Genomic DNA, 23,340 nt, shown 5'->3' with positions numbered 1-23,340 from the left:
CTCCTCATTTGGCGTCTTTGCTAACGGTATTGAGCAGGAATTTACCGATCAGGTCTTCCAGTACCAGAGACGACTGCGTGTCGTGGATGGTTCCGCCATCCTTCAGCGGTTTGTCTTCCCCACCGACGCTGATACCGATGTACTTCTCGCCCAGCAGACCAGCGGTCAGGATAGACGCTGTGGAGTCAGTCGGCAGGTTGTCGACCTTTTTATCCACTTGCAGGGTGACCCGACCGGTGAAGCTGTCGCGATCCAGATCGATCGCCGTGACCTTGCCGATGGTCACACCGGCCATGGTCACTTTGGCTCTGACCGTCAAACCGGCGATATTGTCGAAGTAGGCATAAAGTTTATAGGTGTCGGTGGTCGACGTCGGAGACAGGCCACTGACCCGCAACGCAAGCAGCAACAAAGCCAGGATCCCTGCCAGCAGGAACAGGCCGACACCGATTTCCAGGGTGCGGTTTTGCATCAGAAATCTCCAAACATCAAAGCGGTCAGAATAAAGTCCAGGCCGAGCACTGCCAGCGAGGCAAACACCACGGTCTTGGTGGTGGCACGACTGATCCCCTCGGAAGTGGGCTCACAGTCATAGCCTTGGAATACGGCGATCCAGGTGACGACGAAGGCGAAAACGATGCTTTTGATGACACCGTTAAGCACATCACTGGTGAAGTTCACGCTGTTCTGCATGTTCGCCCAGTAGGAGCCTTCATACACGCCCAGCCAGTCGACAGCTACCCACGAACCGCCCCAGATGCCTACCACGCTGAAAATCATCGCCAGCACCGGCAGGGAAATGAAACCGGCCCACAGACGCGGGGCAATGATGTACTTGAGCGGGTCGACACCGATCATTTCCAGGCTGGAAAGCTGTTCAGTCGACTTCATGTTGCCGATTTCGGCGGTCAGCGCCGAACCGGCACGCCCGGCGAACAGCAACGCCGTCACCACCGGCCCCAGTTCACGCAGCAAGGTCAGGGCCACCATCTGCCCTACCGCCTGCTCGGAACCGTAGCTCGACAGAATGCTGAAACCCTGCAACGCCAGGACCATGCCGATGAAAATGCCGGAGACGACAATGATCACCAGCGACATCACGCCGACCGAATGCAGTTGCTTGACCAGCAAGCCGAAGCCACCGCTGATGCCGCCACGCCCCAGCAAGGCATGAAACAGGAACAGCGTCGCCCGACCGAACACCGCAACGGCATCGATCGCCGCTTCGCCAAACCGGCGAACGCGTTCTATTAATGAAATTCTGCGCATCAGCGCTTCCCCAGAAGATCTGCGCGGTAATCCGTCGCTGGAAAATGGTACGGCACCGGGCCATCGGGATTGCCGGTCATGAACTGTCGGATACGTGGCTCGTCCGAGTTCATCAGCTCATCCGGTGTGCCCTGCCCCAACACCTGACCATCACCGACGACATAGATGTAGTCGGCAATGCTCGCGGTTTCGGCCAGATCGTGGGAGACCACGATACTGGTGATCCCCAGCGCATCGTTGAGCAGACGGATCAGGCGCACCAGCACGCCCATGGCGATCGGGTCCTGGCCGACGAACGGTTCGTCGTACATGAGAATCTGCGGATCGAGCGCAATCGCCCGGGCCAGCGCAACACGACGTTTCATGCCGCCGGACAGTTCGTCAGGCATCAATTCAATGGCGCCACGCAGACCGACTGCCTGCAATTTGAGCAGGACGATGTCGCGGATCATTTCTTCCGGCAATTGGGTATGAACGCGCAGGGGGAAAGCGACGTTCTCGAAGACATCGAGATCGGTGAACAGCGCGCCGCTCTGAAACAGCACACCCATGTGCTTGCGCGCATCGAACAGATCGCTGCGCGACAGCTTCGGCAGGTTCTGACCGTTGACCCAGACTTCGCCGCTGGTGGGACGCAACTGCGCGCCCATCAACCGCAGCAGCGTGGTCTTGCCACACCCGGAAGGCCCCATGATGCCGGTGACCTTGCCGCGCGGGATGCGAATATCGACGTTATTGAAAATGCTGCGCGCACCGCGCTTGAAGGAGACTCCCTTCAGCTCGACCGCGTAGGCGTTATCGGCACTCATCTAAACTCCTTGCGATGCAGCCTCTCACTCGGACGCCAGGCTTTCTTGGGAAAGCACATACATCCCGGGCAGGCCGAACTGGCGGCGAACTATATCACTGCAACCGCCAAGCGCCCAAGGCTTGTGCCGGCGCATGTTCAGTGATTTGACAGGCTCGCGGCAGGTTTTCGAAGCATTTGGTAACGAGGAATGACAAAGCGCGACGATCTTGCGTGAGGCTTTGCAACATAACCGCTATAATCGCCGCCTTTTCATCGGGCTATACGATTTCTGACATGAGCCAATCCAGCGACCTGATTCAATCGGCACAACGCACCATCCAACTCGAAGTGGAAGCCGTTCAAGGCTTGTTGCCCCATATCGACGCCGATTTCGTCCGTGCTTGCGAGATGATTCTGGCCAGCAAAGGCCGTGTGGTCGTGGTCGGCATGGGCAAATCCGGGCATGTCGGCAACAAGATTGCCGCGACCCTGGCCAGCACCGGCACCCCGGCTTTTTTCGTCCACCCGGCCGAAGCCAGTCATGGCGACATGGGCATGATCACCCGCGACGACGTGATCCTGGCCCTCTCCAACTCTGGCTCGACCAACGAAATCGTCACCCTGCTGCCACTGATCAAGCGCCTGGGCATCCAGCTGATCAGCGTCACCGGCAACCCGCAATCGCCGCTGGCCAAGGCAGCCGAAGTCAATCTCAATGTGCACGTCGAGCATGAGGCTTGCCCGTTGAATCTGGCACCGACCTCGTCGACCACCGCAGCACTGGTCATGGGCGATGCCCTAGCCGTGGCATTGCTCGAAGCGCGTGGTTTCACCGCTGAAGATTTCGCGTTTTCCCATCCGGGCGGGGCCCTCGGCCGCCGCCTGTTGCTGAAAGTTGAAAACGTCATGCACGCCGGGCAAGAGCTGCCGCAGGTGCAGCGCGGCACCCTTTTGAAGGACGCGTTGATGGAAATGACCCGCAAGGGCCTGGGCATGACGGCGATCCTTGAAGCCGACGGCAAACTGGCCGGGATCTTCACCGACGGCGATTTGCGCCGCACCCTCGATCGCAGCATCGATATCCGCAGTGCCACCATCGACCAGGTGATGACCGCTCACGGCAAAACCGCCCGGCCCGACATGCTCGCCGCCGAAGCGCTGAAAATCATGGAAGACCACCGAATCAACGCACTGGTAGTTGTCGACGAGGACGATCGCCCGATTGGCGCCTTCAACCTTTCCGATCTGCTGCGCGCAGGAGTCATGTAAATGAGCAACGATCTGCTGCAACGCGGCAAAGCGATCAAACTGGCGGTGTTCGACGTCGACGGCGTCCTCACCGACGGGCGCCTGTATTTCCTCGAAGACGGCAGCGAATTCAAGACCTTCAACACCCTTGATGGCCAAGGCATCAAGATGCTGATGAATGCGGGCGTACAAACTGCCATTATCAGCGGCCGCAAGACACCGGTGGTTGAGCGTCGGGCGAAAAACCTGGGCATCCCGCATCTTTTTCAGGGGCGCGAAGACAAATTGGTCGTTCTCGACGGTCTACTTGAACAACTGGGCCTAAGCTATGAACAGGTCGCCTACCTCGGTGACGACCTGCCTGACCTGCCGGTGATCCGCCGCGTGGGCCTGGGCATGGCGGTCGCCAACGCTGCCGATTTCGTCCGCGAACACGCCCACGGCGTAACCCGCGCCCGTGGCGGCGAAGGTGCCGCCCGCGAATTCTGTGAATTGATCCTGCGTGCGCAGGGCAGCCTTGATGCCGCCAATGCCGCGTACTTGTGAGTCAAACCATGTTTAGCAAAAAATTTCGCAACTTCCTGCTGTTCGGTTGCATCGCGGCGCTTTTCGCCGCGGTCGGCTACTGGAACATCAGCCCGGAACGCTTCCTCGACAAGCCGCCGGTCACGTCGACCGAAAGCCCGATCGACTGGTATGCAACCAACACGCACACCCTGCAATACCTGCCGGACGGCAAAGTGCAATATGAAATGACGTCCGAGAAAGCCGAGCACGTCAAGGCGACCGACATCACGCTGGTCACCAAACCTGATCTGAACATGTACCGCGGCACGGATTTCCCGTGGCACGTGACCAGTGAGCGCGGCGAAGTGAACTCGGGTGGCACCCAGGTTGAATTGATCGACTCGGTGCGCATCAAGCGCACCGATGAAAAGAAGCGCGATCTGCTGGTCACCTCCACTCGCATGACGGTGTTCCCGCAGGAGCAATATGCGCAGACCGAGCAACCCGTTAGAATCGACGGCGCTGGCGGTGTATCGACTGGCGTTGGAATGAAAGCGTACCTGAAGGACAGCAGGATACACCTGCTATCGAACGTAAGAGGACAGTATGAGGCTCGTTAAAACCCTCCCTATTTTGCTCAGTCTGGGCGCAGCACTGGGAAGCGTGAGCGCCTGGGCTCTGCCGAACGATCAAGAGCAGCCAATCCGCATTCAGGCCGACGATGCCCAGCTGGACGACAAGAACGGCGTTGCCACCTATAAAGGTGACGTGATCATCACCCAGGGCTCGATGAAGGTCACCGGCAATACCGTGACCATCACCCGCACCCCGACCGGTGATATCGACGTGGTGACCTCGGTCGGCAACCTCGCCTACTTCGAACAGCTGCAGACCGCTGGCGACACCAAGCCTGTACAGGGCTGGGGCGTGACGATCCAGTACCACGCCGCGCAAAACCGCGTTGTGCTGATCGACAAGGCCAAGGTTGTCGATAAAGACAACAACACCACTCAGGGCGAGAAGATCGTCTATGACACGGTGAAAAAACTTGCCAGCGCCGGTCGCGCTACCGGCAGCAAGGTCACCGAGGCGCGTCCGCGCATCGACATGGTGATCCAGCCGAAGAAGAAAACCGAAGAGAAAACCCAGTAATGGCAACTCTGAAAGCTCAGCACCTGGCCAAGGCCTATAAAAGCCGCCAGGTCGTGCGTGACGTCAGCCTGTCGATCGACAGCGGCCAGATCGTCGGCCTGCTCGGCCCCAACGGCGCCGGCAAGACCACGTGCTTCTACATGATCGTCGGCCTGGTGCAGGCCGATCAGGGCCGCGTACTGATCGATGATCTGGACGTCAGCCACCAGCCGATGCACGGTCGTGCCAAGGCCGGTATCGGCTATCTGCCGCAAGAAGCGTCGATCTTCCGCAAACTGTCGGTCGCCGACAACATCATGGCCATCCTCGAAACCCGTCAGGAACTCGACAAGGCTGGTCGTCGCAAGGAGCTGGAAAGCCTGCTGCAGGAATTCCACATCAGCCACATCCGCGACAATCTCGGCATGAGCCTGTCGGGTGGTGAACGCCGCCGCGTGGAAATTGCCCGCGCACTGGCCACCGCGCCGAAATTCATCCTGCTCGACGAACCGTTTGCCGGTGTCGACCCGATCTCGGTCGGCGACATCAAGCAGATCATCCACCACCTCAAGGCCAAGGGCATCGGCGTATTGATCACCGACCACAACGTGCGTGAGACCCTGGATATCTGCGAAACCGCGTACATCGTCAACGACGGTCAACTGATCGCCGAAGGTGACGCCGAAACCATCCTGGCCAACGATCTGGTCAAGGAAGTGTATCTGGGTCACGAGTTCCGCCTGTAAGCGCGACAGCATCCTGGTGATTCGCGAGGGTGCTGTATCGATGAAGCAGCTTTTTATACGCTTTAATTGTTACAGCGCTCTAGGCAAACACTTCAGTTTCAGGCATATAATTTGCTTAAGTTTGGCGCTTCGGCGCCCTGTAGTGGATGGCGCATAGCGCCGGCGAATAAGGTGTTAAGCCCCTGCCATGAAACCATCGCTAGTCTTGAGAATGGGCCAGCAGCTGACGATGACACCGCAGCTGCAACAGGCCATCCGCCTGCTCCAATTGTCGACCCTGGATCTGCAACAGGAAATCCAGGAGGCACTGGAATCCAATCCGATGCTCGAACGCCAGGAAGAAGGCGAAGACTTCGACAATTCCGACCCCTTGGCCGACAACGCTGAACAGAAGCCCGCCGAGATCCAGGAACCGTCCTACCAGGAAACCGCGCCGACCGTCGACAACCTCGAAGAAGGCGATTGGAGCGAACGCATTCCCAACGAACTGCCGGTCGACACCGCCTGGGAAGACGTCTACCAGACCAGCGCCAGCAGCCTGCCCAGCAGCGACGATGACGAGTGGGATTTCACCACCCGCACCTCCGCCGGCGAAAGCCTGCAAAGCCACCTGCTGTGGCAACTGAACCTCGCCCCGATGTCCGACACCGATCGCCTGATCGCCGTGACCCTGATCGATTGCATCAACAATCAGGGCTATCTGGACGAAACCCTCGAAGAAATCCTCGAAGCGTTCGACCCGGAACTGGACATCGAGCTGGACGAGATTGAAGCCGTCCTGCACCGCATCCAGCAATTCGAACCGGCCGGTATCGGTGCGCGCAACCTTGGCGAATGCCTGTTGCTGCAATTGCGCCAGTTGCCGGCCAAGACACCATGGCTGGCAGAAGCCAAGCGTCTGGTCACGGACTACATCGACCTGCTTGGCAGTCGCGATTACAGCCAGTTGATGCGCCGCATGAAGCTCAAGGAAGACGAGCTGCGCCAGGTCATCGAGCTGGTGCAGAGCCTCAATCCGCGTCCGGGTTCGCAGATCGAATCCACTGAGGCCGAGTACGTTGTGCCTGACGTGATCGTGCGCAAGGACAACGAGCGCTGGCTGGTCGAGCTGAATCAGGAATCGGTGCCACGCCTGCGCGTCAATGCGCAATACGCCGGATTCGTCCGTCGCGCCGACACCAGCGCCGACAACACCTTCATGCGCAATCAGTTGCAGGAAGCGCGCTGGTTCATCAAGAGCCTGCAGAGCCGCAATGAAACCCTGATGAAAGTTGCCACCCAGATCGTCGAGCATCAGCGCGGTTTTCTGGAGTACGGCGACGAAGCCATGAAACCGCTGGTCCTGCACGACATCGCCGAAGCGGTGGGCATGCATGAATCAACGATTTCCCGGGTGACCACACAGAAATTCATGCATACCCCGCGCGGTATTTATGAGCTGAAATACTTTTTCTCAAGCCACGTCAGCACCTCCGAAGGCGGCGAATGCTCGTCCACGGCGATTCGCGCGATCATCAAAAAACTGGTTGCCGCGGAAAATCAGAAAAAGCCGTTGAGTGACAGCAAGATCGCTGGTTTACTGGAGGCACAAGGCATTCAGGTGGCTCGCCGCACCGTCGCCAAGTACCGCGAATCCTTAGGGATCGCGCCTTCGAGCGAACGCAAGCGGTTGATGTAAGCCACGTTACAGCGTTCCAGTGGCAGGCTATCCAGCCTGCCGCTTTATGCACTGGCAACGAAGGAGAAGCTGCATGCAAGTCAACATCAGTGGACACCAACTGGAAGTGACCCAACCTCTGCGTTCCTATATCGAGGAAAAACTCCAACGACTGGAGCGCCATTTCGACAAGATCACCAACGTGCAGGTCACGATGTGCGTCGAAAAGCTGAAGCAGAAAATCGAAGCCACCTTGCATATTCCCGGCAGCGAAGTGGTCGCCAACGCGGAACATACCGATATGTACGCGGCGATCGACGCCTTGACCGACAAGCTGGATAAACAACTCAAAAAGCATAAGGAAAAGACCCAGAGCCTGCTCCAGGGCGCGACCGGTCGATAACCCCCCACCCCATGATCCGACTTGAAAGTATCCTGACCCCCGGCCGTTCCCTCGTGAACGTGCCGGGCGGCAGTAAAAAGAAAGCCCTCGAACAAATTGCCAACCTGATCGCCCGCGAAGTGCCGGATCTGGAGATGCAAGATGTCTTCGAGGCCCTGATTGCCCGTGAAAAACTCGGTTCTACCGGTTTTGGCAACGGCATCGCCATTCCTCACTGCCGCCTCAAAGGCTGCGAAACGCCCATCAGTGCGTTGATGCACCTTCAAGCCCCCATCGATTTCGACGCCATTGACGGCGCGCCGGTTGACCTGCTGTTTGTCTTGCTGGTCCCGGAAGCCGCTACCGATGCGCACCTGGAGTTGCTGCGTCAGATCGCCAGCATGCTCGACCGCAAGGACGTGCGTGACAAATTGCGCAGCGCCGCGAGCAACGAAGCCTTGTACCAGGTCGTTCTGGACGAGCAAAACGGGCAGTAATCATGCGCTTGATCATCGTCAGCGGCCGTTCCGGCTCGGGTAAAAGCACCGCCCTTGATGTCCTTGAGGACAACGGTTACTACTGCATCGACAACCTGCCGGCAGGTTTGCTGCCAGAGCTGGCCGAGCGCGCACTGATCCACACGGAGCTTGCGCAACCGCTGGTCGCCGTGTCGATTGACGCGCGCAACCTGCCGAGTCACCTGAGCCGCTTTCCCGAACTGCTCGAAGATGCCCGCAGCAAGCACATTCAATGTGATGTGCTTTATCTTGATGCCGATGAAGAAACCCTGCTCAAGCGTTTCTCCGAAACTCGCCGCCGCCACCCGCTGAGCAATGCCAACCGCTCGCTGGCCGAAGCGATTCACGATGAAACTGCCCTGCTCGGCCCGATCGCCGATCTCGCCGACCTGAAGATCAACACCACCAATCTGAACCTGTACCAGTTGCGCGACACCATCAAGCTGCGTCTGCTGAATCAGCCGGAGCCGGGCACGGCGTTTCTGGTCGAGTCATTCGGTTTCAAGCGCGGCATGCCGGTGGATGCAGATCTGGTCTTTGATGTGCGCTGCCTGCCCAACCCCTACTGGAAACCGGAATTGCGCGAACAGTCCGGCCTCGATGCACCGGTGGCCGAGTATCTGGCAGCACAGCCCGACGTTGAAGAAATGTTTCAGGACATCTTCACCTACCTGCACAAGTGGCTACCACGTTTTGCCGCGAGCAATCGTGCCTATGTGACCATTGCCATTGGCTGCACCGGCGGGCATCACCGCTCCGTCTACCTGACTGAACGCCTGGGTCAGGCCCTGCAGAAAACCCTGAAGAACGTCCAGGTTCGCCACCGCGACCTCACTTAAAGGATTCACACCGCGATGCCTGCTCTGGAAATCGAAATCATCAACAAACTGGGCCTGCATGCCCGCGCATCGGCCAAGTTTGTTGGAGTGGCCGGGCAGTATCCGGATTGCACGATCAGAGTGGGTCGCACGCCTGAGACCACGGTTGATGGCAAAAGCATCATGGCGATGATGATGCTGGCGGCTGGCAAGGGCACCAAGATCTATCTGAGTACTGAAGGGCATCAGGAACAGGAAGCACTGGATGCGTTGGTCGCGTTGATCAACAACTACTTCGATGAAGGCGGCTGACAGCCAACATCAAAAGATCGCAGCCTTCGGCAGCTCCTACAGTGAACGCATTCCAATGTAGGAGCTGCCGAAGGCTGCGATCTTTTGATCTTCAACCTAATGCAGTATCCATCACCATCATCAGACAAAACCCGCTCAACAAACCAAGGCTGGCCAATTTGTCATGACCATTGCGTCGCGACTCGGGGATCACTTCGTGGGTCACCACCAGCAACATCGCCCCCGCCGCCAGCGCCAAACCTAATGGCAACAACACCTGGGCCAGACTGACCAGCCACGCGCACAACAGCGCAAACACCGGCTCGACCAGGCCTGACGCCGCGCCAATCATAAACGCCTTCACCCGCGACATCCCTGCCCCGGCCAATACCAGCGCAATCACCAGACCTTCCGGCACATCCTGCAAAGCGATGCCCATGGCCAGGCTGTCCGCATCCGGCATGCCGCCACCGGCAGACACGCCGACGGCCATGCCTTCAGGAATGTTATGGGCAATGATCGCAAACACAAACAGCCAGATCCGTGGCGGAATCACCGGGTGCTCGACGGTGCCGACGAGCATTTCCGGAGACGCGCCGGAAACCTTGAGATCAACCAGATACAGCCCGAATGCGCCGAGCATGATGCCGAAGCAGATCAGGCCACTGGCGCCCCACGGCGTCAAACCAAGACTTTCGGCAGCGGCAATGCCCGGCACGATCAGCGAAAACGCCGTCGCCGCCAGCATCACCCCGGCACCAAACCCCAGCAACGTATCGCTGAGTGCCTGCGGCATGCGCCGAATCACCAGCACCGGCACCGCACCAAGCGCCGTGCCGAGCGCGCAGATCGCGCCACCCTGCAACGCCCGCAACAGCCGCGGTTCGAGATTCAGCCATGCCAGTCCGTGGGCAACCAGCAAGGTCATGCCCGCCAACAGCAATAGCGATCCCACTGCGTAACGAAACATACGCCCACTTCCGATCGCCAGTGTTTCAGTGCCCATAGTCAGCCTTGGATTGTTTTTATAGAAGACTTAAACCAGTGCGGCCTGATAGCGCGCAGCAACTTCAGGCCAATTGATCACGTTGTAGAACGCGTTGATGTATTCCGGGCGACGGTTCTGGTAACGCAGGTAGTAGGCATGCTCCCAGACGTCGAGACCGAGAATCGGCGTGTTGCCGTTCATCAGCGGGCTGTCCTGGTTGCCGCTGCTTTCCACGATCAATTTCTTCTCCGGGGTCACGCTGAGCCAGGCCCAGCCGCTGCCGAAACGGGTCAGCGCGGCTTTGGTGAAGGCTTCCTTGAAGCTGTCGAGGCCGCCCAACTGCTCATCGATTGCCTTGGCCAGCGCGCCATCCGGTTTGCCGCCGCCGCTTGGCACCATTACTTCCCAGAACAGCGAGTGGTTGGCGTGACCGCCGCCCTGATTGATCACCGCGGCACGGAGTTTCTCCGGCAACTCCTTGACGCTGGCGACCAGTTTTTCCACCGGCCATTCAGCGTACTCAGTGCCTTCTACCGCAGCGTTGAGGTTGTTGATGTAGGTCTGGTGATGCTTGGTGTAGTGAATCTCCATGGTCTGCGCATCGATGTGCGGTTCCAATGCGTCGTAGGCGTAAGGCAAGGCAGGCAAGGTAAAAGCCATTTCAATGGACTCCATGGTGATGTGGGGCAGGCGCGCGGCGCGCATTGCCGGTATCCGGGTGCAGCAGGCGCTGAGTGCGCGGGTATTCGCCGTGCTCGCTGATGAAATTCAGCAGCTCGACGTAAGTCTTGCTGCTCTGGCGCAGCGCCGCTTCACGCAGCGCCGGGCGCAGGCGCTCGTCCTGCATGGTCTGCAACAGCCGTTGGTGGATGGCGCAGAGGTATTCGGCGCTCTCCTCCGGCTGATTCAGGCGCAGGTGCAAATCCGCGAGGTTGTGGTGGGAGATGACGCAGGCCGCCACCGCTTCGTCGGCATCTGCCCAGCGCTCGTACAACACTTGTGCCAAGGCCAGGGCTTGCAGGTAAGCCTCACGGGCATCGATCAGTTCGCCCAGCATGAAGCAGCGATTGGCCCGTTCGATCGTGCGTTTCCAGTGCTCCATGGTGAGCCTCCAAAGCGGTTGCGGTGCTTACACGCCGCCGGCGGTGAGTTTCTCGGGATTGAGCAACTCTTCCAGTTGGCTGCGCGACAGGTCGGTGTGTTCCAGAGCGACATCGATCACCGCGCGACCTTCCTTGTAGGCCTGCTTGGCGATTTCGGCAGCCTTCTGGTAACCGATGATCGGGTTGAGTGCGGTGACCAGAATCGGGTTGCGCGACAACGCCTCTTTCAAGCGCGATTCGTTGACCTTGAAGCTGGCGATGGCTTTGTCACCCAGCAGGCGGCTGGAATTGGCCAGCAGTTCGATGCTGCTCAACAGGTTCTGCGCGATGATCGGCAGCATCACGTTCAGCTCAAAGTTGCCCGACTGGCCGGCAATGGTGATCACCGAATCGTTGCCGATCACTTGCGCGGCGACCATCGCGGTGGCTTCCGGAATCACCGGATTGACCTTGCCCGGCATGATCGACGAGCCTGGTTGCAGCGCCTCCAGTTCGATTTCACCGAGACCGGCGAGCGGGCCGGAGTTCATCCAGCGCAGGTCGTTGGCGATTTTCATCAGCGACACGGCGATGGCTTTGAGTTGGCCGGAGACGGCGACGGCGGTGTCCTGCGAGCCGATCAGCGCGAACAGATCCTTGCCCGGCGTGAATTGCACGTCGGTCAATTGGCTGAGCTGACGGCTGAAACGCGCGGCGAACTCAGGGTGCGCGTTGATCCCGGTGCCGACCGCCGTACCGCCCTGCGCCAGCGATTGCAGGCTTGGCAGCAGATCCTGCAGATGAGCGATATTGGCCTTGAGCTGCTGCGCCCAGCCGTTGAGTACCTGGCTCATGCGCACCGGCATTGCGTCCATCAAATGCGTGCGGCCGGTTTTGACGTGGTGATGCACTTGCTCGGCTTTGCGCTCGATCACCTGCACCAGGTGCAGCAGCGCTGGCAGCAGTTGTTCGTGCAGGGCCAACGCGGCGCTGACGTGGATGGTGGTCGGGATGATGTCGTTGCTGCTCTGGCCGCAGTTGACGTGATCATTGGCGTTCACCGGCTCGTCGAGCAGACGGCTGGCCAGGGTGGCGATCACTTCATTGGCGTTCATGTTCGAGCTGGTGCCGGAGCCGGTCTGGAAGATATCCACCGGGAAATGCTGCATGAAATCGCCTTCAAGCAAACCTTGGGCGGCGTCGCTGATGGCTTTGCCCTGTGCGGCGCTGATCTGATTAAGCTCGACGTTGGCCCGAGCCGCGGCGGCTTTGGCGAGGATCAACGCGCGGATGAATTGTTTGGGCATCGGCTTGCCGCTGATCGGGAAGTTATCCACTGCGCGCTGGGTCTGCGCGCCGTAGAGAGCGTCCACCGGCACCTGCAGTTCGCCCATGCTGTCGCGCTCAATACGTGTCTTGGTCATCTGAAAATCCTTGCACCAGTTCAATAAGAGGAATCGAGGGAAGCAATTCGCAAGTGGCGAGCTGCCAGGTGTAGCGTTGCCAGCGCTTGAGCCGGCATTTGCACAGCGACAGGCGCTCCATTTCACGCAATGGGCGCCAGGCTTGATCGAGACAGAGGCTGCGCCAGTGCCACGGCAAGGCGATGTCGGTGGCGGTGTCGAGCAGCAAGCGGAAGGAGGTTTCGGCGACCGTCCACGGTGAGGTCGCGGTGCAGCAAGACAGGTACCGGCCTTCGGCCAGGTAATGTTCGATCAGGCGCGGTTCGTCAGGATCCATCGCGCAACGGATCTGACGACTCATCCAGCGCCAGCTTTCGAGGTACGGCTGCTCGTGCAAGGCAGAACTCATGATCCGGGGCCCATCCGATAATGAGATTTATTATTAGATGATAATGAGAACCAAAACAAGAGCACTTGTGTAGGAGCTGCCGCAGGCTGCGATCTTTTGATCTTGTCTTTCAAAGCAAAATCAAAAGATCGCAGCCTTCGGCAGCTCCTACAGGGCAGGAATGAAAAAGGCGCGCCATCCGGGTGGATGGCGCGCCTTTTTTTGTGAGGGTTGGGGCTTAGCTGCCCGCTACCGTCATCCGTTCGATCAACACCGAACCCGTGCGAATATTGCTGCGCAGCTCCAGGTCATTACCCACCGCGACGATCTGCTTGAACATGTCGCGCATGTTGCCGGCGATGGTGACTTCCTGCACCGCGAACTGGATTTCGCCGTTCTCGACCCAGAAACCCGCCGCGCCGCGCGAATAGTCACCGGTGACCATATTCAGACCATGGCCCATCAATTCGGTGACCAACAAGCCACGGCCCATACGCTTCAACAGCGCCGCCTGGTCTTCGTCGCCATGGGTGACGAACAGGTTATGCACGCCGCCGGCGTTGGCGGTGCTCGGCATGCCGAGTTTGCGCCCGGAATACGTGCCGAGGATGTACGAGACCAACTCGCCCTTTTCGACGAACGGTTTGGCGTACGTCGCCAGACCATCACCGTCGTACGAAGCGCTGCCCATCGCGCGCATCAGGTGCGGACGCTCATCGATGGTCAACCATTCCGGAAACAGCTTCTGCCCCAGCGTGCCTTCGAGGAACGACGACTTGCGATACAAGCTGCCGCCAGACACCGCCGAGAGGAAACTGCCGAACAAGCCACCGGCCAGTTCCGCTGAAAACAACACCGGCACTTCACAGGTCGGTACCGGCCGCGCGCCCAGACGGCTCGCCGCCCGCTGCGCCGCACGCTGACCGATGCTCACCGGGTCGGCCAGCAAGGTGCCCTGACGGCTGACGTCATACCAATAATCGCGCTGCATCTGGCCATCGGCTTCGGCAATCATCACGCAGCTGAGGCTGTGCCGGGTCGAGGCGTAGCCACCGATAAAACCGTGGCTGTTGCCGTAAACGCGGCAGCCTTGATGCGTGCTCAGCGTGGTGCCATCGGCGTTCTTGATCCGCGCGTCGGCATCGAACGCCGCCGCTTCGCAGATCAGCGCCTTCTCGATGGCCTGCTCCGGGGTGATGTCCCATTCGTGGAACAGATCGAAATCCTGCTGCTCGCGAGCCATCAGCGCGGCATCTGCCAGGCCCGAGGCTTCGTCTTCAGAGGTGTGCTTGGCAATCGCCAATGCCGCCGCGACGGTTTCGCGAATCGCCTCCGGCCCGGTGGCGGACGTGCTGGCCGAGCCTTTGCGCTGGCCGACGTACAGCGTGATGCCAAACCCCTGATCGCGGTTGAACTCGACTGTTTCGACCTCGCGCTGACGCACCGAAGTGGACAAGCCCTGTTCCAGCGACACCGCCACTTCGCAGGCACTGGCGCCCTGACGCTTGGCTTCGGCAATGATCTGCTCGACCTGTTCTTGCAGTGCCGGCAAAGCCTGCGGGCCGACGCTTTCAACTGCACTCATGCTCATCTCCACTCAAATTCTGCTTTCGGCTGGGGCCATCGAGCGACCGGGCCGGACAAGCGGCCCCCGACTGGTTATCATGGCGGCGTTTCTTTGCGGACTGCCACCATGGTTGATTCTTACGACGACTCCCTCGATACGGGAGAAAAAAGCAAATCTCAGGTCAAACGCGAGCTACATGCTCTGGTTGACCTTGGCGAGCGCCTTACAACACTCAAGCCTGACTTGGTGGCAAAACTGCCACTGACCGACGCGATGCGCCGTGCCTTGGCCGATGCGCCCAAGCACACCGCGAATATCGCGCGTAAACGGCATTTGCAGTTCATCGGCAAACTGATGCGCGATCAGGACACTGACGCGATTCTGACCTTGCTCGATCAACTCGATGCCTCCACTCGCCAATACAACGAGCGTTTCCATAACCTGGAACGCTGGCGCGATCGCCTGATCGCGGGCGACGACGCCGTGCTGGAAAAATTCGTCGTCGAGTACCCGGACGCCGATCGCCAGCAATTGCGTTCCCTGATCCGTCAGGCTCAGCACGAGGTTGCGCAAAACAAACCTCCTGCTTCCAGCCGCAAGATCTTCAAGTACATCCGTGAGTTGGACGAGACTCAACGCGGCCTGCGTTAATCTCATCCCTTGTAGGAGCTGCCGAAGGCTCGGGCCGCGATCGGACGATCTTTTGATCTTTAAAAACAAAGATCGCAGCCTGCGGCAGCTCCTACACACGTTTCTTTATGCGCCCGTGCCACCCACGGTGATCGCATCGATTTTCAGCGTCGGCTGACCCACGCCTACCGGCACCGACTGCCCATCCTTGCCGCACGTACCTACACCGCTGTCCAGCGCCAGATCGTTACCGACCATCGACACCCGGCTCATTGCCTCAGGGCCGTTGCCGATCAACGTCGCGCCTTTGACCGGCGCGGTAATCTTGCCGTCTTCGATCAGATACGCCTCGCTGGTGGAGAACACAAACTTGCCGCTGGTGATGTCGACCTGACCGCCGCCGAGGTTGGCGCAGTAGATGCCCTTCTTCACCGACGCAATGATTTCCGCCGGATCGCTCTCGCCACCGAGCATGTAGGTGTTGGTCATCCGTGGCATCGGCAGATGCGCGTAGGATTCACGACGACCGTTACCGGTACGGGCCACGCCCATCAGACGCGCGTTGAGCTTGTCCTGCATATAACCCTTGAGCACGCCGTTTTCGATCAGCGTGGTGCACTCGGTCGGCGTGCCTTCGTCGTCGACACTCAGCGAACCGCGACGACCGCTCAAGGTGCCGTCATCGACGATGGTGCAAAGCTTCGAGGCAACCATTTCGCCCATGCGCCCGCTGTAAGCCGAACTGCCCTTGCGGTTAAAATCGCCTTCCAGACCGTGGCCGACGGCTTCGTGCAACAGCACGCCAGACCAGCCCGAACCCAGCACCACCGGAAAAGTACCGGCCGGTGCCGGGATCGCTTCGAGGTTCACCAGCGCCTGACGCAACGCTTCACGGGCATAGCCCATGGCGCGGTCTTCGGCGAGGAAATAACGGTAATCGGTACGCCCGCCGCCGCCATGCCCGCCGCGCTCGCGACGGCCATTCTGCTCAACGATGACGCTGACGTTGAAGCGCACCAGCGGCCGCACATCGGCAGCCAGACCGCCATCGGTTGACGCCACCAGAATCCGCTCCCAGACCCCGGCCATACTGACACTGACCTGCTGGATACGCGGATCGAGCGCGCGGGTCGCGACGTCGATGCTCTTGAGCAATTCGACTTTCTCGGCCCGGCTCAGCACTTCCAGCGGGTTATCCGGCGCGTACAACTGGGCGACGTCTTGGCTGGTGAACGCCTGCACCGTGCCGTTCTGCCCGGCACGGGAGATCGAACGCGCCGCACGGGCCGCCGCGCCGAGGGCTTCGAGGGTGATCGCGTTGCTATAGGCGAAACCGGTTTTCTCACCGGATTGCGCGCGCACGCCAACGCCCTGGTCGAGGTTGAAGCTGCCTTCCTTGACGATGCCGTCTTCCAGTGCCCAGGACTCGGAGATCTGTCCCTGAAAATACAGGTCGGCGGCATCGATGCCCGGACCGGCCAGATCGCCGAGTACGCCTTGCAGGCTCTCGATGGTCACGCCGCCCGGTGCCAACAGGTGATCACTGACTGAGGACAACAACTCGCTCATAGGTTTACGCCTTAAATTCATGTTCTGAAGCAGGCCGCTGTGCGCCCTGCGAGAAAAACCGCCGATGACGCGTCACCGGCATTCGCGCCCTGATGGACGCTTGTTCATTGCTATCGCGCTCGGCCAACAACACCGCTTCGCCTTGATCCTGCTGCGTCAGCACGCGGCCCCATGGGTCGACAATCGCCGCATGGCCGAAGGTTTCGCGCGGCCCCGGATGGGTACCGCCCTGCGCTGCCGCCAACACATAACACTGGGTTTCGATGGCCCGTGCGCGAATCAGCACGTCCCAATGCGCCGCCCCGGTCACCGCAGTAAACGCCGACGGTGCGGTAATCAATTCAGCACCGGCGGCGCGCAATTCGCTGTAAAGCTCCGGGAAGCGCAAGTCGTAACACACGGTCAGGCCCAATTTACCCACCGGCGTGTCCGCCACCACCACACCACTGCCATAAGCATAGTCATCGGATTCGCGGTAACGGCCACGATTGTCCGCTACATCGACATCAAACAGATGCAACTTGTCGTAGCGCGCAACAAACTCGCCGTGTTCATCGACCAGCAACGAACAGGCATTGGCCTTGCCCCTCGGCTGACCTACCGGCGGCAACGGCAACGTGCCAGCCACTATCCATAACTTGAGGTCGCGGGCGGTCTGTTTCAACCATGGCAGGATCGGTCCTTCGCCCAATGCTTCGGCACGGCCGATGTCGGCAACGTCGCGACGGCCCATGGCGGCGAAGTTTTCCGGCAGCACTGCCAGCTTCGCACCGCCGGCCGCAGCCTGTTCGAGCAAGCGCCGGGCCTGAACCAGATTGGCCAGTACGTCGGTCTGGCTGACCATTTGAATCACCGCTAAAGACATGGCCACTCCTCGGAATCTACACACAACCCTGTAGGAGCTGCCGCAGGCTGCGATCTTTTGATCTGGTTTTTAAAAAAATCAAAAGATCGCAGCCTGCGGCAGCTCCTACAGGGGGGTAGTGTCTGCTAGTTAAAAAGGCTTGTCGAAGGTGATTTTCGGCTCTTTCCACGGGCCTTTGACGGTGTATTTGACACTGGCGAAACGAGCCACGCGGTCACCGATCAGCTTGTCGATCAGGAACAGCGCACCGCCGACCGCCGGCGCGCCAACGAGCAGCGCAGCGATCGGCAGATTATTGGTCACCGGCAGCGTCACCAACAGCTTGGCGTCGACTTGCTCGGCCACCAGATCCAGCTTGCCGTTGAGTTCCAGATTACTCGACGGCCCGGTCAGGCGAATCGGTTCCTTCGTATCGTAAACACCGTTGGTTGCCACCAGCAGCCCTTTGACCCGGTCATAGCTCAGGCCTTTGCCAAACAAATCGGAGAAGTCCAGGCGCAGGCGGCGGCCAATCGAATTGAAGTTGAGCAAACCAAACACCCGCAGCGCCTGGGCTCCGCCCTCCACTTCAACAAACTGGCCCTTGTTCAACGAGGCATCCAGCGTGCCGGAGAAGCGCTTGGTCGCCAGCCAGGCCGGCGAGCCTGGCCAGCGGCCATCAACGTCCATGTGGAATTCTTCGCTGGTCACGCTCGGCGCGAAGCCCCAGCCCTTGAGCACATCGGCGAGGTTCTTGCCGCCGATCCGGCCCTTGAACCAGCTGTTGGTCGAACCCGGCGCGCCTTCCCAGCCGCCGTTGCCTTGCAAGAGGATGCCTTTGAGGCCCATGTCGAGGCTGTTCAAGGCGATGCCTTTAGGCGTCGGTCGCACCTTGAGCGACCAGCCACCGACCAGATCCTGGCCCTGGAACAGTTGATTGATGGTGAGATCCAGCGCCGGGATTTTCGTCGGATCAACCGACACCAATGGATCAGGTGCGTTTTCATCGGCCTGCACCGTCGGGTCCGGCGCCGGCAATTTCACGTACTGCAGGCTCACCACAATCGGCACACCTTTGGCATCCGGCACACTGGCCGCGCCTTTGGCCTGCTGGCTGTCGAGGGCCAGCGCCCAGGTGCCGGGCTTGCGGTTCAATTGCACGGAAGCCTGATCCAGCGTAGTGCCGAACGCCGTCAACTTGCCAACCTTGAAATCGGCGCTGCTGAGCAACTGTTTGGCACTGCCGCCGGGATCCTGTCCGGCGTACTTGCTGACCAGATCCTGCCACGGCGCGACGTCCAGTTCCGAGAGCACGCCACGAATACGCAGCCCCTTGGCTCCCGGAAGTACGGCCTCACCGGAACCGAGGAACAACTCACCGCGACCGTCGGCAAAACTGGTGGGCGGCGCGGCGAAGGTGAAATTGGCCAGTTGATCGTAATTGACCCAATATCGACGTTCCTGCCCCTGCAGGGTCATGCGGAACACAGTGTCGCGGCCGACATCGGCGGCCATGCCAAACGGTGCAGGCAGATCCACCGCCACGCCTTTCATGCTGGAGCTGACCAACAATTGGCTGTCCGCACCGTCAAGGTTCAGTTGCAACTGATAAGGAATCGTCCCGGTCACCGGCAACGGTTGCGTCACGCCCAGCCAGTCGGTGAGTTTCTTCACCTCGACTTGCCCCGACGCGGCGACCCGGGTTTTCAGCTTGCCGGGGCTGCCGTCGGCAAAAATCTGCGCCGTCACCGGTTTGTCGAACGCCCGCGCGGCGATGTTCTGACCGCTGAGGCCTTTGGCGCTGTCAAAGCGGAAATCCCCCTTGAGCTGAGTCAGTTCCAGCTTCGGCTCGGCCAGTTTCAGGCGGGCATTGGCGGTTTTGAAGTCGACGAGAATTTTCGGCTGATCGCCGTTGGCCAGCGGAACATCGAGCTTCAGTTTGCCTTGCAGATCACCTGAGCCCTCCCAGCCAGCAAACGTTTCACCCGTACCGATTGGCGCGTCCTGCAAGATCTTCAAACCATCGCCCAAACCTCCGGCAAACGCGCCATCGAGGAGCAAATGCGTGTTCTGCCCGGACGGCACATGGGGAATATTGACGAAGACATCGCTGACCTGAGTGTCGAGCAACTGGCCCTTGCTGGCCCAGATGCGCACTCCGCTGTCCTCGATGAAGACATCCCCGCTGACCTTGCTCACGTGCGGCCAGCCCGGCTGGAACGCCAGTTCGGCGTCATGCACCTTGAAGAACAGGCTGATGCTGCGGTCGGCCTCGCCGGCGTTTTTGCTCAACGAACCTTGATACTGGAAGAAGCCCTGATCGACTGCGCCTTTGAGAATCGCGGTACGCAGCCACTCATCGAGCGCCGGGCTCAGCACCTCAGGCAGGTACTTGGCGGTGTAGCGACCGTCGCCATCGACCAGCCCGACCCGCAGGTCCATGTAGTCTTCCTGGCTGTGATCGAAATGCAGGCGAATCAGGAAATCACCGGCAATCTTGCCCTCTTCGCCCAGTACCTTCAGGTACGGCGCAATCAGGGTGAAACCGTCTTTATCGAGCTTCCAGGTCAAGCGCGCGTTGGCCTGAATGTACTGCCATGGCTTGGCGAAAATCGGATCGAGGTGCAGGACGAAATCCTTGCTGTCCATGCGCAACTCGCCGCCGTCGAGGTTGCCACTCAGGCTACCGCTGACATTTCGCGCCGCCGGGGCGCCGTGATAAGCATCGAAACCGATCTGATCAAGATTGGCGGCAAAGCTGAATTTGCTGCCGTCGGTGGCGGCGGGACGAAAATCGAGCAGCACATTGCGCAGCCCACCGGTGACATTCAAATGGTCGACCACCGTGGCAAAACCTTGCGGCAACGGCCCCAATGCATTGAGCAGCGGCGTGATGGGCGTCAGATCGAGACGGTCAGCCTGCAGGTGCCAGAGCTCTTCAACCTTATCGGTGGCGCGGGTCTGCTGTAGCTGTACACGCGACTCCCAACGGGTTTCGCCAAAATTCATCGCCAGCGAATCGAGCGTGATCTTCGCGCCTTCGTCACTGTTCTGGTAATACGCATTGAGCGCCAGATTGTTGATCTGGATCGGCTTGCGCTCGCCATACGCACCGCTCAGTTGCGGCGCGTTCAGGCGTACAACGGCACTTTGCAGCGTGCCCTTGGCCCAATCGACCCAGACTTCACCACCGGCCTTGATCTCGGAAAAATTCCATTGCTGGGTCAGGCGCTCGGGCAACCATTTCGCCCAATCGCTTTGCGGCAGGCTGGCATAGCCCTCAACCGTGCTGTCCTGCCACTGCTCCGGACGAAGGCGCGTGCGCAGGTTGATCGCGACAGGTTGACCGTCCGGCAAGGTCAAACGGGCATCGAGGCGCTGGCGACTGGCACCGGTTTTCAGATTGAGGCCGACATAAGTGAGGGTCATCGGCGCGTGATCCAGCGGCTGCAAGGTCACCTGACTGTCGAGCACCGAGAGCTGCTGAATCATTTGCGAACGGTTGAACAACTGCTGCGCATCCAGCGGCTGATCGTTCTGCACCGGCAGACCTTCCAGCGCCCAACTGCCGTCCTCGGCTTCCTTGAGGCTGATTTTCAGGCCATTGAGTTCCAGATGGGCAATGCGCACCTCGCGCGCCAACAGGCTGGCCCAAAGATCCGGCACGGCGCGCACCTGATCCAGACGCAAGGCATTGGCGCCGCTGCCGACCATTACGTCATGCGCCAGCAGGATCGGCGCGAAACCGCTCCAGCTACCTTCCAGTTCGCCAATCTGCAAGGGCATGCCGAGGGCGGCACTGGCCTTGTCTTCGATATCGGTGCGGTATTCGGCGACCAGCGGGGTCAGTTCGCGGCCGAGACTGACGTAAAGCGCCATCAACACCAGAACCAACGCGCACAGGCCCAGCCCCCAACGGGTGAGTGCGGCCAAAATGCGTGTCAGACGTTCCATGTCAGTTGGCTCCCATGGCAAAAAAACTGCGAAAAGCTGAGGCCAGCCGCGGTGAAAAAGTGGTGATGCAGGGGTTCAGAGCAACACCACGTCATATTGTTCCTGGGAATACATGGTTTCCACCTGGAAGCGTATGGTGCGGCCGATAAACCCTTCAAGCTCGGCCACGTTACCGGATTCTTCATCGAGCAAACGATCCACCACTTTCTGGTTCGCCAGCACGCGATAACCCTCGGCCTGATAGGCGCGGGCTTCGCGAAGGATCTCGCGGAAAATCTCGTAACAGATGGTTTCCGGGGTTTTCAGTTTGCCGCGGCCCTGACAACTGCTGCACGGTTCGCACAGCACTTGTTCAAGACTTTCGCGGGTGCGCTTGCGGGTCATCTGCACCAGGCCCAACTCGGTAATGCCGATGATGTTGGTCTTGGCGTGGTCGCGCTCCAGCTGTTTTTCCAGAGTGCGCAGCACCTGGCGCTGGTGCTCTTCGTCTTCCATGTCGATGAAGTCGATGATGATGATGCCGCCGAGATTGCGCAGACGCATCTGGCGGGCAATCGCCGTGGCTGCTTCGAGATTGGTCTTGAAGATGGTTTCTTCAAGATTGCGATGACCGACGAACGCCCCGGTGTTGACGTCGATGGTGGTCATCGCTTCGGCCGGATCGATCACCAGGTAACCGCCGGATTTCAGCGGGACCTTGCGTTCGAGGGCTTTCTGAATTTCGTCTTCGACACCGTAAAGATCGAAGATCGGTCGCTCGCCCGGGTAATGTTCCAGACGATCGGCGATTTCCGGCATCAATTCGGCGACGAACTGCGTGGTTTTCTGGAAGGTTTCCCGCGAGTCGATACGGATTTTCTCGATTTTCGGGCTGACCAGGTCGCGCAGCGTGCGCAGTGCCAGGCCGAGGTCTTCGTAAATGACGCTCGGCGCACCGATGGTTTTGATCTGTTCGTTGATCTGATCCCACAGGCGCCGCAGGTAGCGGATGTCCATGAGGATTTCATCAGCGCCTGCACCTTCCGCAGCGGTGCGCAGAATGAAACCACCGGCTTCCTTGATGCCTTCTTTGGCCACGCAATCGCTGACCACCTGCTTGAGGCGTTCGCGCTCGGCTTCGTCTTCGATCTTCAGGGAAATGCCGACGTGGGCGGTGCGCGGCATATACACCAGATAGCGCGACGGAATCGACAACTGCGTGGTCAACCGCGCGCCTTTGGAACCGATCGGGTCTTTGGTGACTTGCACCACCAGACTCTGGCCTTCGTGTACCAGCGCACTGATGCTTTCGACCGCGGGGCCTTCACGCAGGGAGATTTCCGAGGCATGAATGAACGCCGCCCGATCCAGGCCGATATCAACGAACGCTGCCTGCATCCCCGGCAGAACCCGGACGATCTTGCCTTTATAGATGTTGCCGACGATCCCGCGTTTTTGTGTGCGCTCGACGTGCACTTCTTGCAGCACACCGTTTTCGACCACCGCCACGCGCGACTCCATCGGCGTGATGTTGATCAGAATCTCTTCACTCATGGCAGGATCTCGTTCAGGCATGTTC

24 protein-coding genes are annotated in these 23,340 nt (G+C 59.7%); 11 read left to right on the top strand and 13 right to left on the bottom strand.

Features of this window, described 5'->3' with window-relative positions:
• Positions 1 to 4: 4 nt before the first annotated feature.
• Genes mlaD through ACQ4MY_RS00900 form a run of 3 tightly spaced genes read right to left on the bottom strand, consistent with a single transcriptional unit; the run spans position 5 to position 2,078 of the window.
• Complete coding sequence (mlaD, locus tag ACQ4MY_RS00910; RefSeq protein WP_007912400.1) at positions 5 to 472, bottom strand: outer membrane lipid asymmetry maintenance protein MlaD; 468 nt, start codon at positions 470 to 472, stop codon at positions 5 to 7.
• Positions 472 to 1,269: a lipid asymmetry maintenance ABC transporter permease subunit MlaE gene (mlaE, locus tag ACQ4MY_RS00905; protein WP_003221704.1), complete on the bottom strand. Its 798-nt coding sequence runs from the start codon at positions 1,267 to 1,269 to the stop codon at positions 472 to 474. The genes mlaD and mlaE overlap by 1 nt, the downstream gene beginning before the upstream one ends.
• Positions 1,269 to 2,078 carry an ATP-binding cassette domain-containing protein gene (locus tag ACQ4MY_RS00900; protein WP_008085058.1) on the bottom strand — a complete coding sequence of 270 codons (810 nt, stop codon included), beginning with the start codon at positions 2,076 to 2,078 and terminating at the stop codon, positions 1,269 to 1,271. The genes mlaE and ACQ4MY_RS00900 overlap by 1 nt, the downstream gene beginning before the upstream one ends.
• Before the next feature lie 275 nt (positions 2,079 to 2,353).
• Between ACQ4MY_RS00900 and ACQ4MY_RS00895 the strand changes: the two genes are divergently transcribed.
• The 10 genes from ACQ4MY_RS00895 (at position 2,354) to ACQ4MY_RS00850 (ending at position 9,378) form a co-directional block, all read left to right on the top strand.
• Complete coding sequence (locus ACQ4MY_RS00895; RefSeq protein ID WP_440093202.1) at positions 2,354 to 3,328, top strand: KpsF/GutQ family sugar-phosphate isomerase; 975 nt, start codon at positions 2,354 to 2,356, stop codon at positions 3,326 to 3,328.
• Positions 3,329 to 3,853 (top strand): KdsC family phosphatase, encoded by a 525-nt coding sequence (locus ACQ4MY_RS00890; RefSeq protein ID WP_122595145.1) that lies wholly within the window; start codon positions 3,329 to 3,331, stop codon positions 3,851 to 3,853.
• A gap of 8 nt (positions 3,854 to 3,861) precedes the next feature.
• Positions 3,862 to 4,434, top strand: coding sequence for an LPS export ABC transporter periplasmic protein LptC (gene lptC / locus ACQ4MY_RS00885; RefSeq protein WP_440093200.1), 573 nt, complete (start codon positions 3,862 to 3,864; stop codon positions 4,432 to 4,434).
• Positions 4,421 to 4,966 carry a lipopolysaccharide transport periplasmic protein LptA gene (lptA, locus tag ACQ4MY_RS00880; RefSeq protein ID WP_008085067.1) on the top strand — a complete coding sequence of 182 codons (546 nt, stop codon included), beginning with the start codon at positions 4,421 to 4,423 and terminating at the stop codon, positions 4,964 to 4,966. Before lptC ends, lptA begins: the two co-directional genes overlap by 14 nt.
• On the top strand, positions 4,966 to 5,691 hold the full coding sequence (gene lptB, locus ACQ4MY_RS00875) for an LPS export ABC transporter ATP-binding protein (protein ID WP_008085069.1): 726 nt from the start codon (positions 4,966 to 4,968) through the stop codon (positions 5,689 to 5,691). The genes lptA and lptB overlap by 1 nt, the downstream gene beginning before the upstream one ends.
• A 187-nt stretch (positions 5,692 to 5,878) precedes the next feature.
• Positions 5,879 to 7,369 (top strand): RNA polymerase factor sigma-54, encoded by a 1,491-nt coding sequence (locus tag ACQ4MY_RS00870; RefSeq protein WP_008085071.1) that lies wholly within the window; start codon positions 5,879 to 5,881, stop codon positions 7,367 to 7,369.
• Positions 7,370 to 7,442: 73 nt separating this feature from the next.
• Positions 7,443 to 7,751, top strand: a complete 309-nt coding sequence (gene hpf, locus ACQ4MY_RS00865) for a ribosome hibernation-promoting factor, HPF/YfiA family (protein WP_008085073.1) — start codon at positions 7,443 to 7,445, stop codon at positions 7,749 to 7,751.
• A gap of 11 nt (positions 7,752 to 7,762) precedes the next feature.
• Positions 7,763 to 8,227, top strand: a complete 465-nt coding sequence (ptsN, locus tag ACQ4MY_RS00860; RefSeq protein WP_008085075.1) for a PTS IIA-like nitrogen regulatory protein PtsN — start codon at positions 7,763 to 7,765, stop codon at positions 8,225 to 8,227.
• Positions 8,228 to 8,229: 2 nt separating this feature from the next.
• A complete protein-coding gene (gene rapZ / locus ACQ4MY_RS00855) occupies positions 8,230 to 9,087 on the top strand; it encodes an RNase adapter RapZ (RefSeq protein WP_440093196.1) in 858 nt (285 codons plus the stop codon).
• 15 nt (positions 9,088 to 9,102) lie between these two features.
• Positions 9,103 to 9,378 carry an HPr family phosphocarrier protein gene (locus tag ACQ4MY_RS00850; protein ID WP_008085079.1) on the top strand — a complete coding sequence of 92 codons (276 nt, stop codon included), beginning with the start codon at positions 9,103 to 9,105 and terminating at the stop codon, positions 9,376 to 9,378.
• 91 nt (positions 9,379 to 9,469) lie between these two features.
• Here ACQ4MY_RS00850 and ACQ4MY_RS00845 read toward each other — a convergent pair whose 3' ends face one another.
• The 6 genes from ACQ4MY_RS00845 to pmbA all read right to left on the bottom strand — a co-directional run bounded on the left by ACQ4MY_RS00845 (position 9,470) and on the right by pmbA (position 14,803).
• Positions 9,470 to 10,363, bottom strand: coding sequence for a ZIP family metal transporter (locus ACQ4MY_RS00845; protein WP_440093194.1), 894 nt, complete (start codon positions 10,361 to 10,363; stop codon positions 9,470 to 9,472).
• Positions 10,364 to 10,393: 30 nt separating this feature from the next.
• Positions 10,394 to 11,005, bottom strand: coding sequence for a superoxide dismutase (locus ACQ4MY_RS00840; protein ID WP_045123232.1), 612 nt, complete (start codon positions 11,003 to 11,005; stop codon positions 10,394 to 10,396).
• 1 nt (position 11,006) lies between these two features.
• Positions 11,007 to 11,447 carry a hypothetical protein gene (locus ACQ4MY_RS00835; RefSeq protein WP_008085084.1) on the bottom strand — a complete coding sequence of 147 codons (441 nt, stop codon included), beginning with the start codon at positions 11,445 to 11,447 and terminating at the stop codon, positions 11,007 to 11,009.
• 27 nt (positions 11,448 to 11,474) lie between these two features.
• A complete protein-coding gene (locus tag ACQ4MY_RS00830; RefSeq protein WP_008085085.1) occupies positions 11,475 to 12,851 on the bottom strand; it encodes a class II fumarate hydratase in 1,377 nt (458 codons plus the stop codon).
• Positions 12,832 to 13,239 carry a FagA protein gene (locus ACQ4MY_RS00825; RefSeq protein WP_159812153.1) on the bottom strand — a complete coding sequence of 136 codons (408 nt, stop codon included), beginning with the start codon at positions 13,237 to 13,239 and terminating at the stop codon, positions 12,832 to 12,834. The genes ACQ4MY_RS00830 and ACQ4MY_RS00825 overlap by 20 nt, the downstream gene beginning before the upstream one ends.
• A 217-nt stretch (positions 13,240 to 13,456) precedes the next feature.
• Entirely contained in the window at positions 13,457 to 14,803 is a 1,347-nt protein-coding gene (gene pmbA, locus ACQ4MY_RS00820; protein WP_008085089.1) for a metalloprotease PmbA, read from the bottom strand.
• A gap of 108 nt (positions 14,804 to 14,911) precedes the next feature.
• Here pmbA and yjgA point away from each other — a divergent pair, with 108 nt between their 5' ends.
• Positions 14,912 to 15,436, top strand: coding sequence for a ribosome biogenesis factor YjgA (gene yjgA, locus ACQ4MY_RS00815; RefSeq protein WP_008085091.1), 525 nt, complete (start codon positions 14,912 to 14,914; stop codon positions 15,434 to 15,436).
• Positions 15,437 to 15,541: 105 nt separating this feature from the next.
• On the opposite strand, the gene tldD is transcribed toward yjgA, so the two are convergent.
• From tldD to rng, 4 genes are all read right to left on the bottom strand, one after another.
• Entirely contained in the window at positions 15,542 to 16,984 is a 1,443-nt protein-coding gene (gene tldD, locus ACQ4MY_RS00810) for a metalloprotease TldD (RefSeq protein WP_008085093.1), read from the bottom strand.
• A 4-nt stretch (positions 16,985 to 16,988) separates the two neighbouring features.
• A complete protein-coding gene (locus tag ACQ4MY_RS00805) occupies positions 16,989 to 17,849 on the bottom strand; it encodes a carbon-nitrogen hydrolase family protein (protein ID WP_440093192.1) in 861 nt (286 codons plus the stop codon).
• Between the two features lie 129 nt (positions 17,850 to 17,978).
• Positions 17,979 to 21,782 carry a YhdP family protein gene (locus ACQ4MY_RS00800; protein WP_440093191.1) on the bottom strand — a complete coding sequence of 1,268 codons (3,804 nt, stop codon included), beginning with the start codon at positions 21,780 to 21,782 and terminating at the stop codon, positions 17,979 to 17,981.
• A gap of 75 nt (positions 21,783 to 21,857) precedes the next feature.
• Positions 21,858 to 23,315, bottom strand: a complete 1,458-nt coding sequence (rng, locus tag ACQ4MY_RS00795) for a ribonuclease G (protein ID WP_008085406.1) — start codon at positions 23,313 to 23,315, stop codon at positions 21,858 to 21,860.
• Positions 23,316 to 23,340: the final 25 nt, after the last annotated feature.

Source organism: Pseudomonas sp. SM4 (assembly GCF_051913165.1).
In the GTDB taxonomy this organism is placed as follows: domain Bacteria; phylum Pseudomonadota; class Gammaproteobacteria; order Pseudomonadales; family Pseudomonadaceae; genus Aquipseudomonas.
This window is presented reverse-complemented; position numbering and strand designations above follow the sequence as displayed.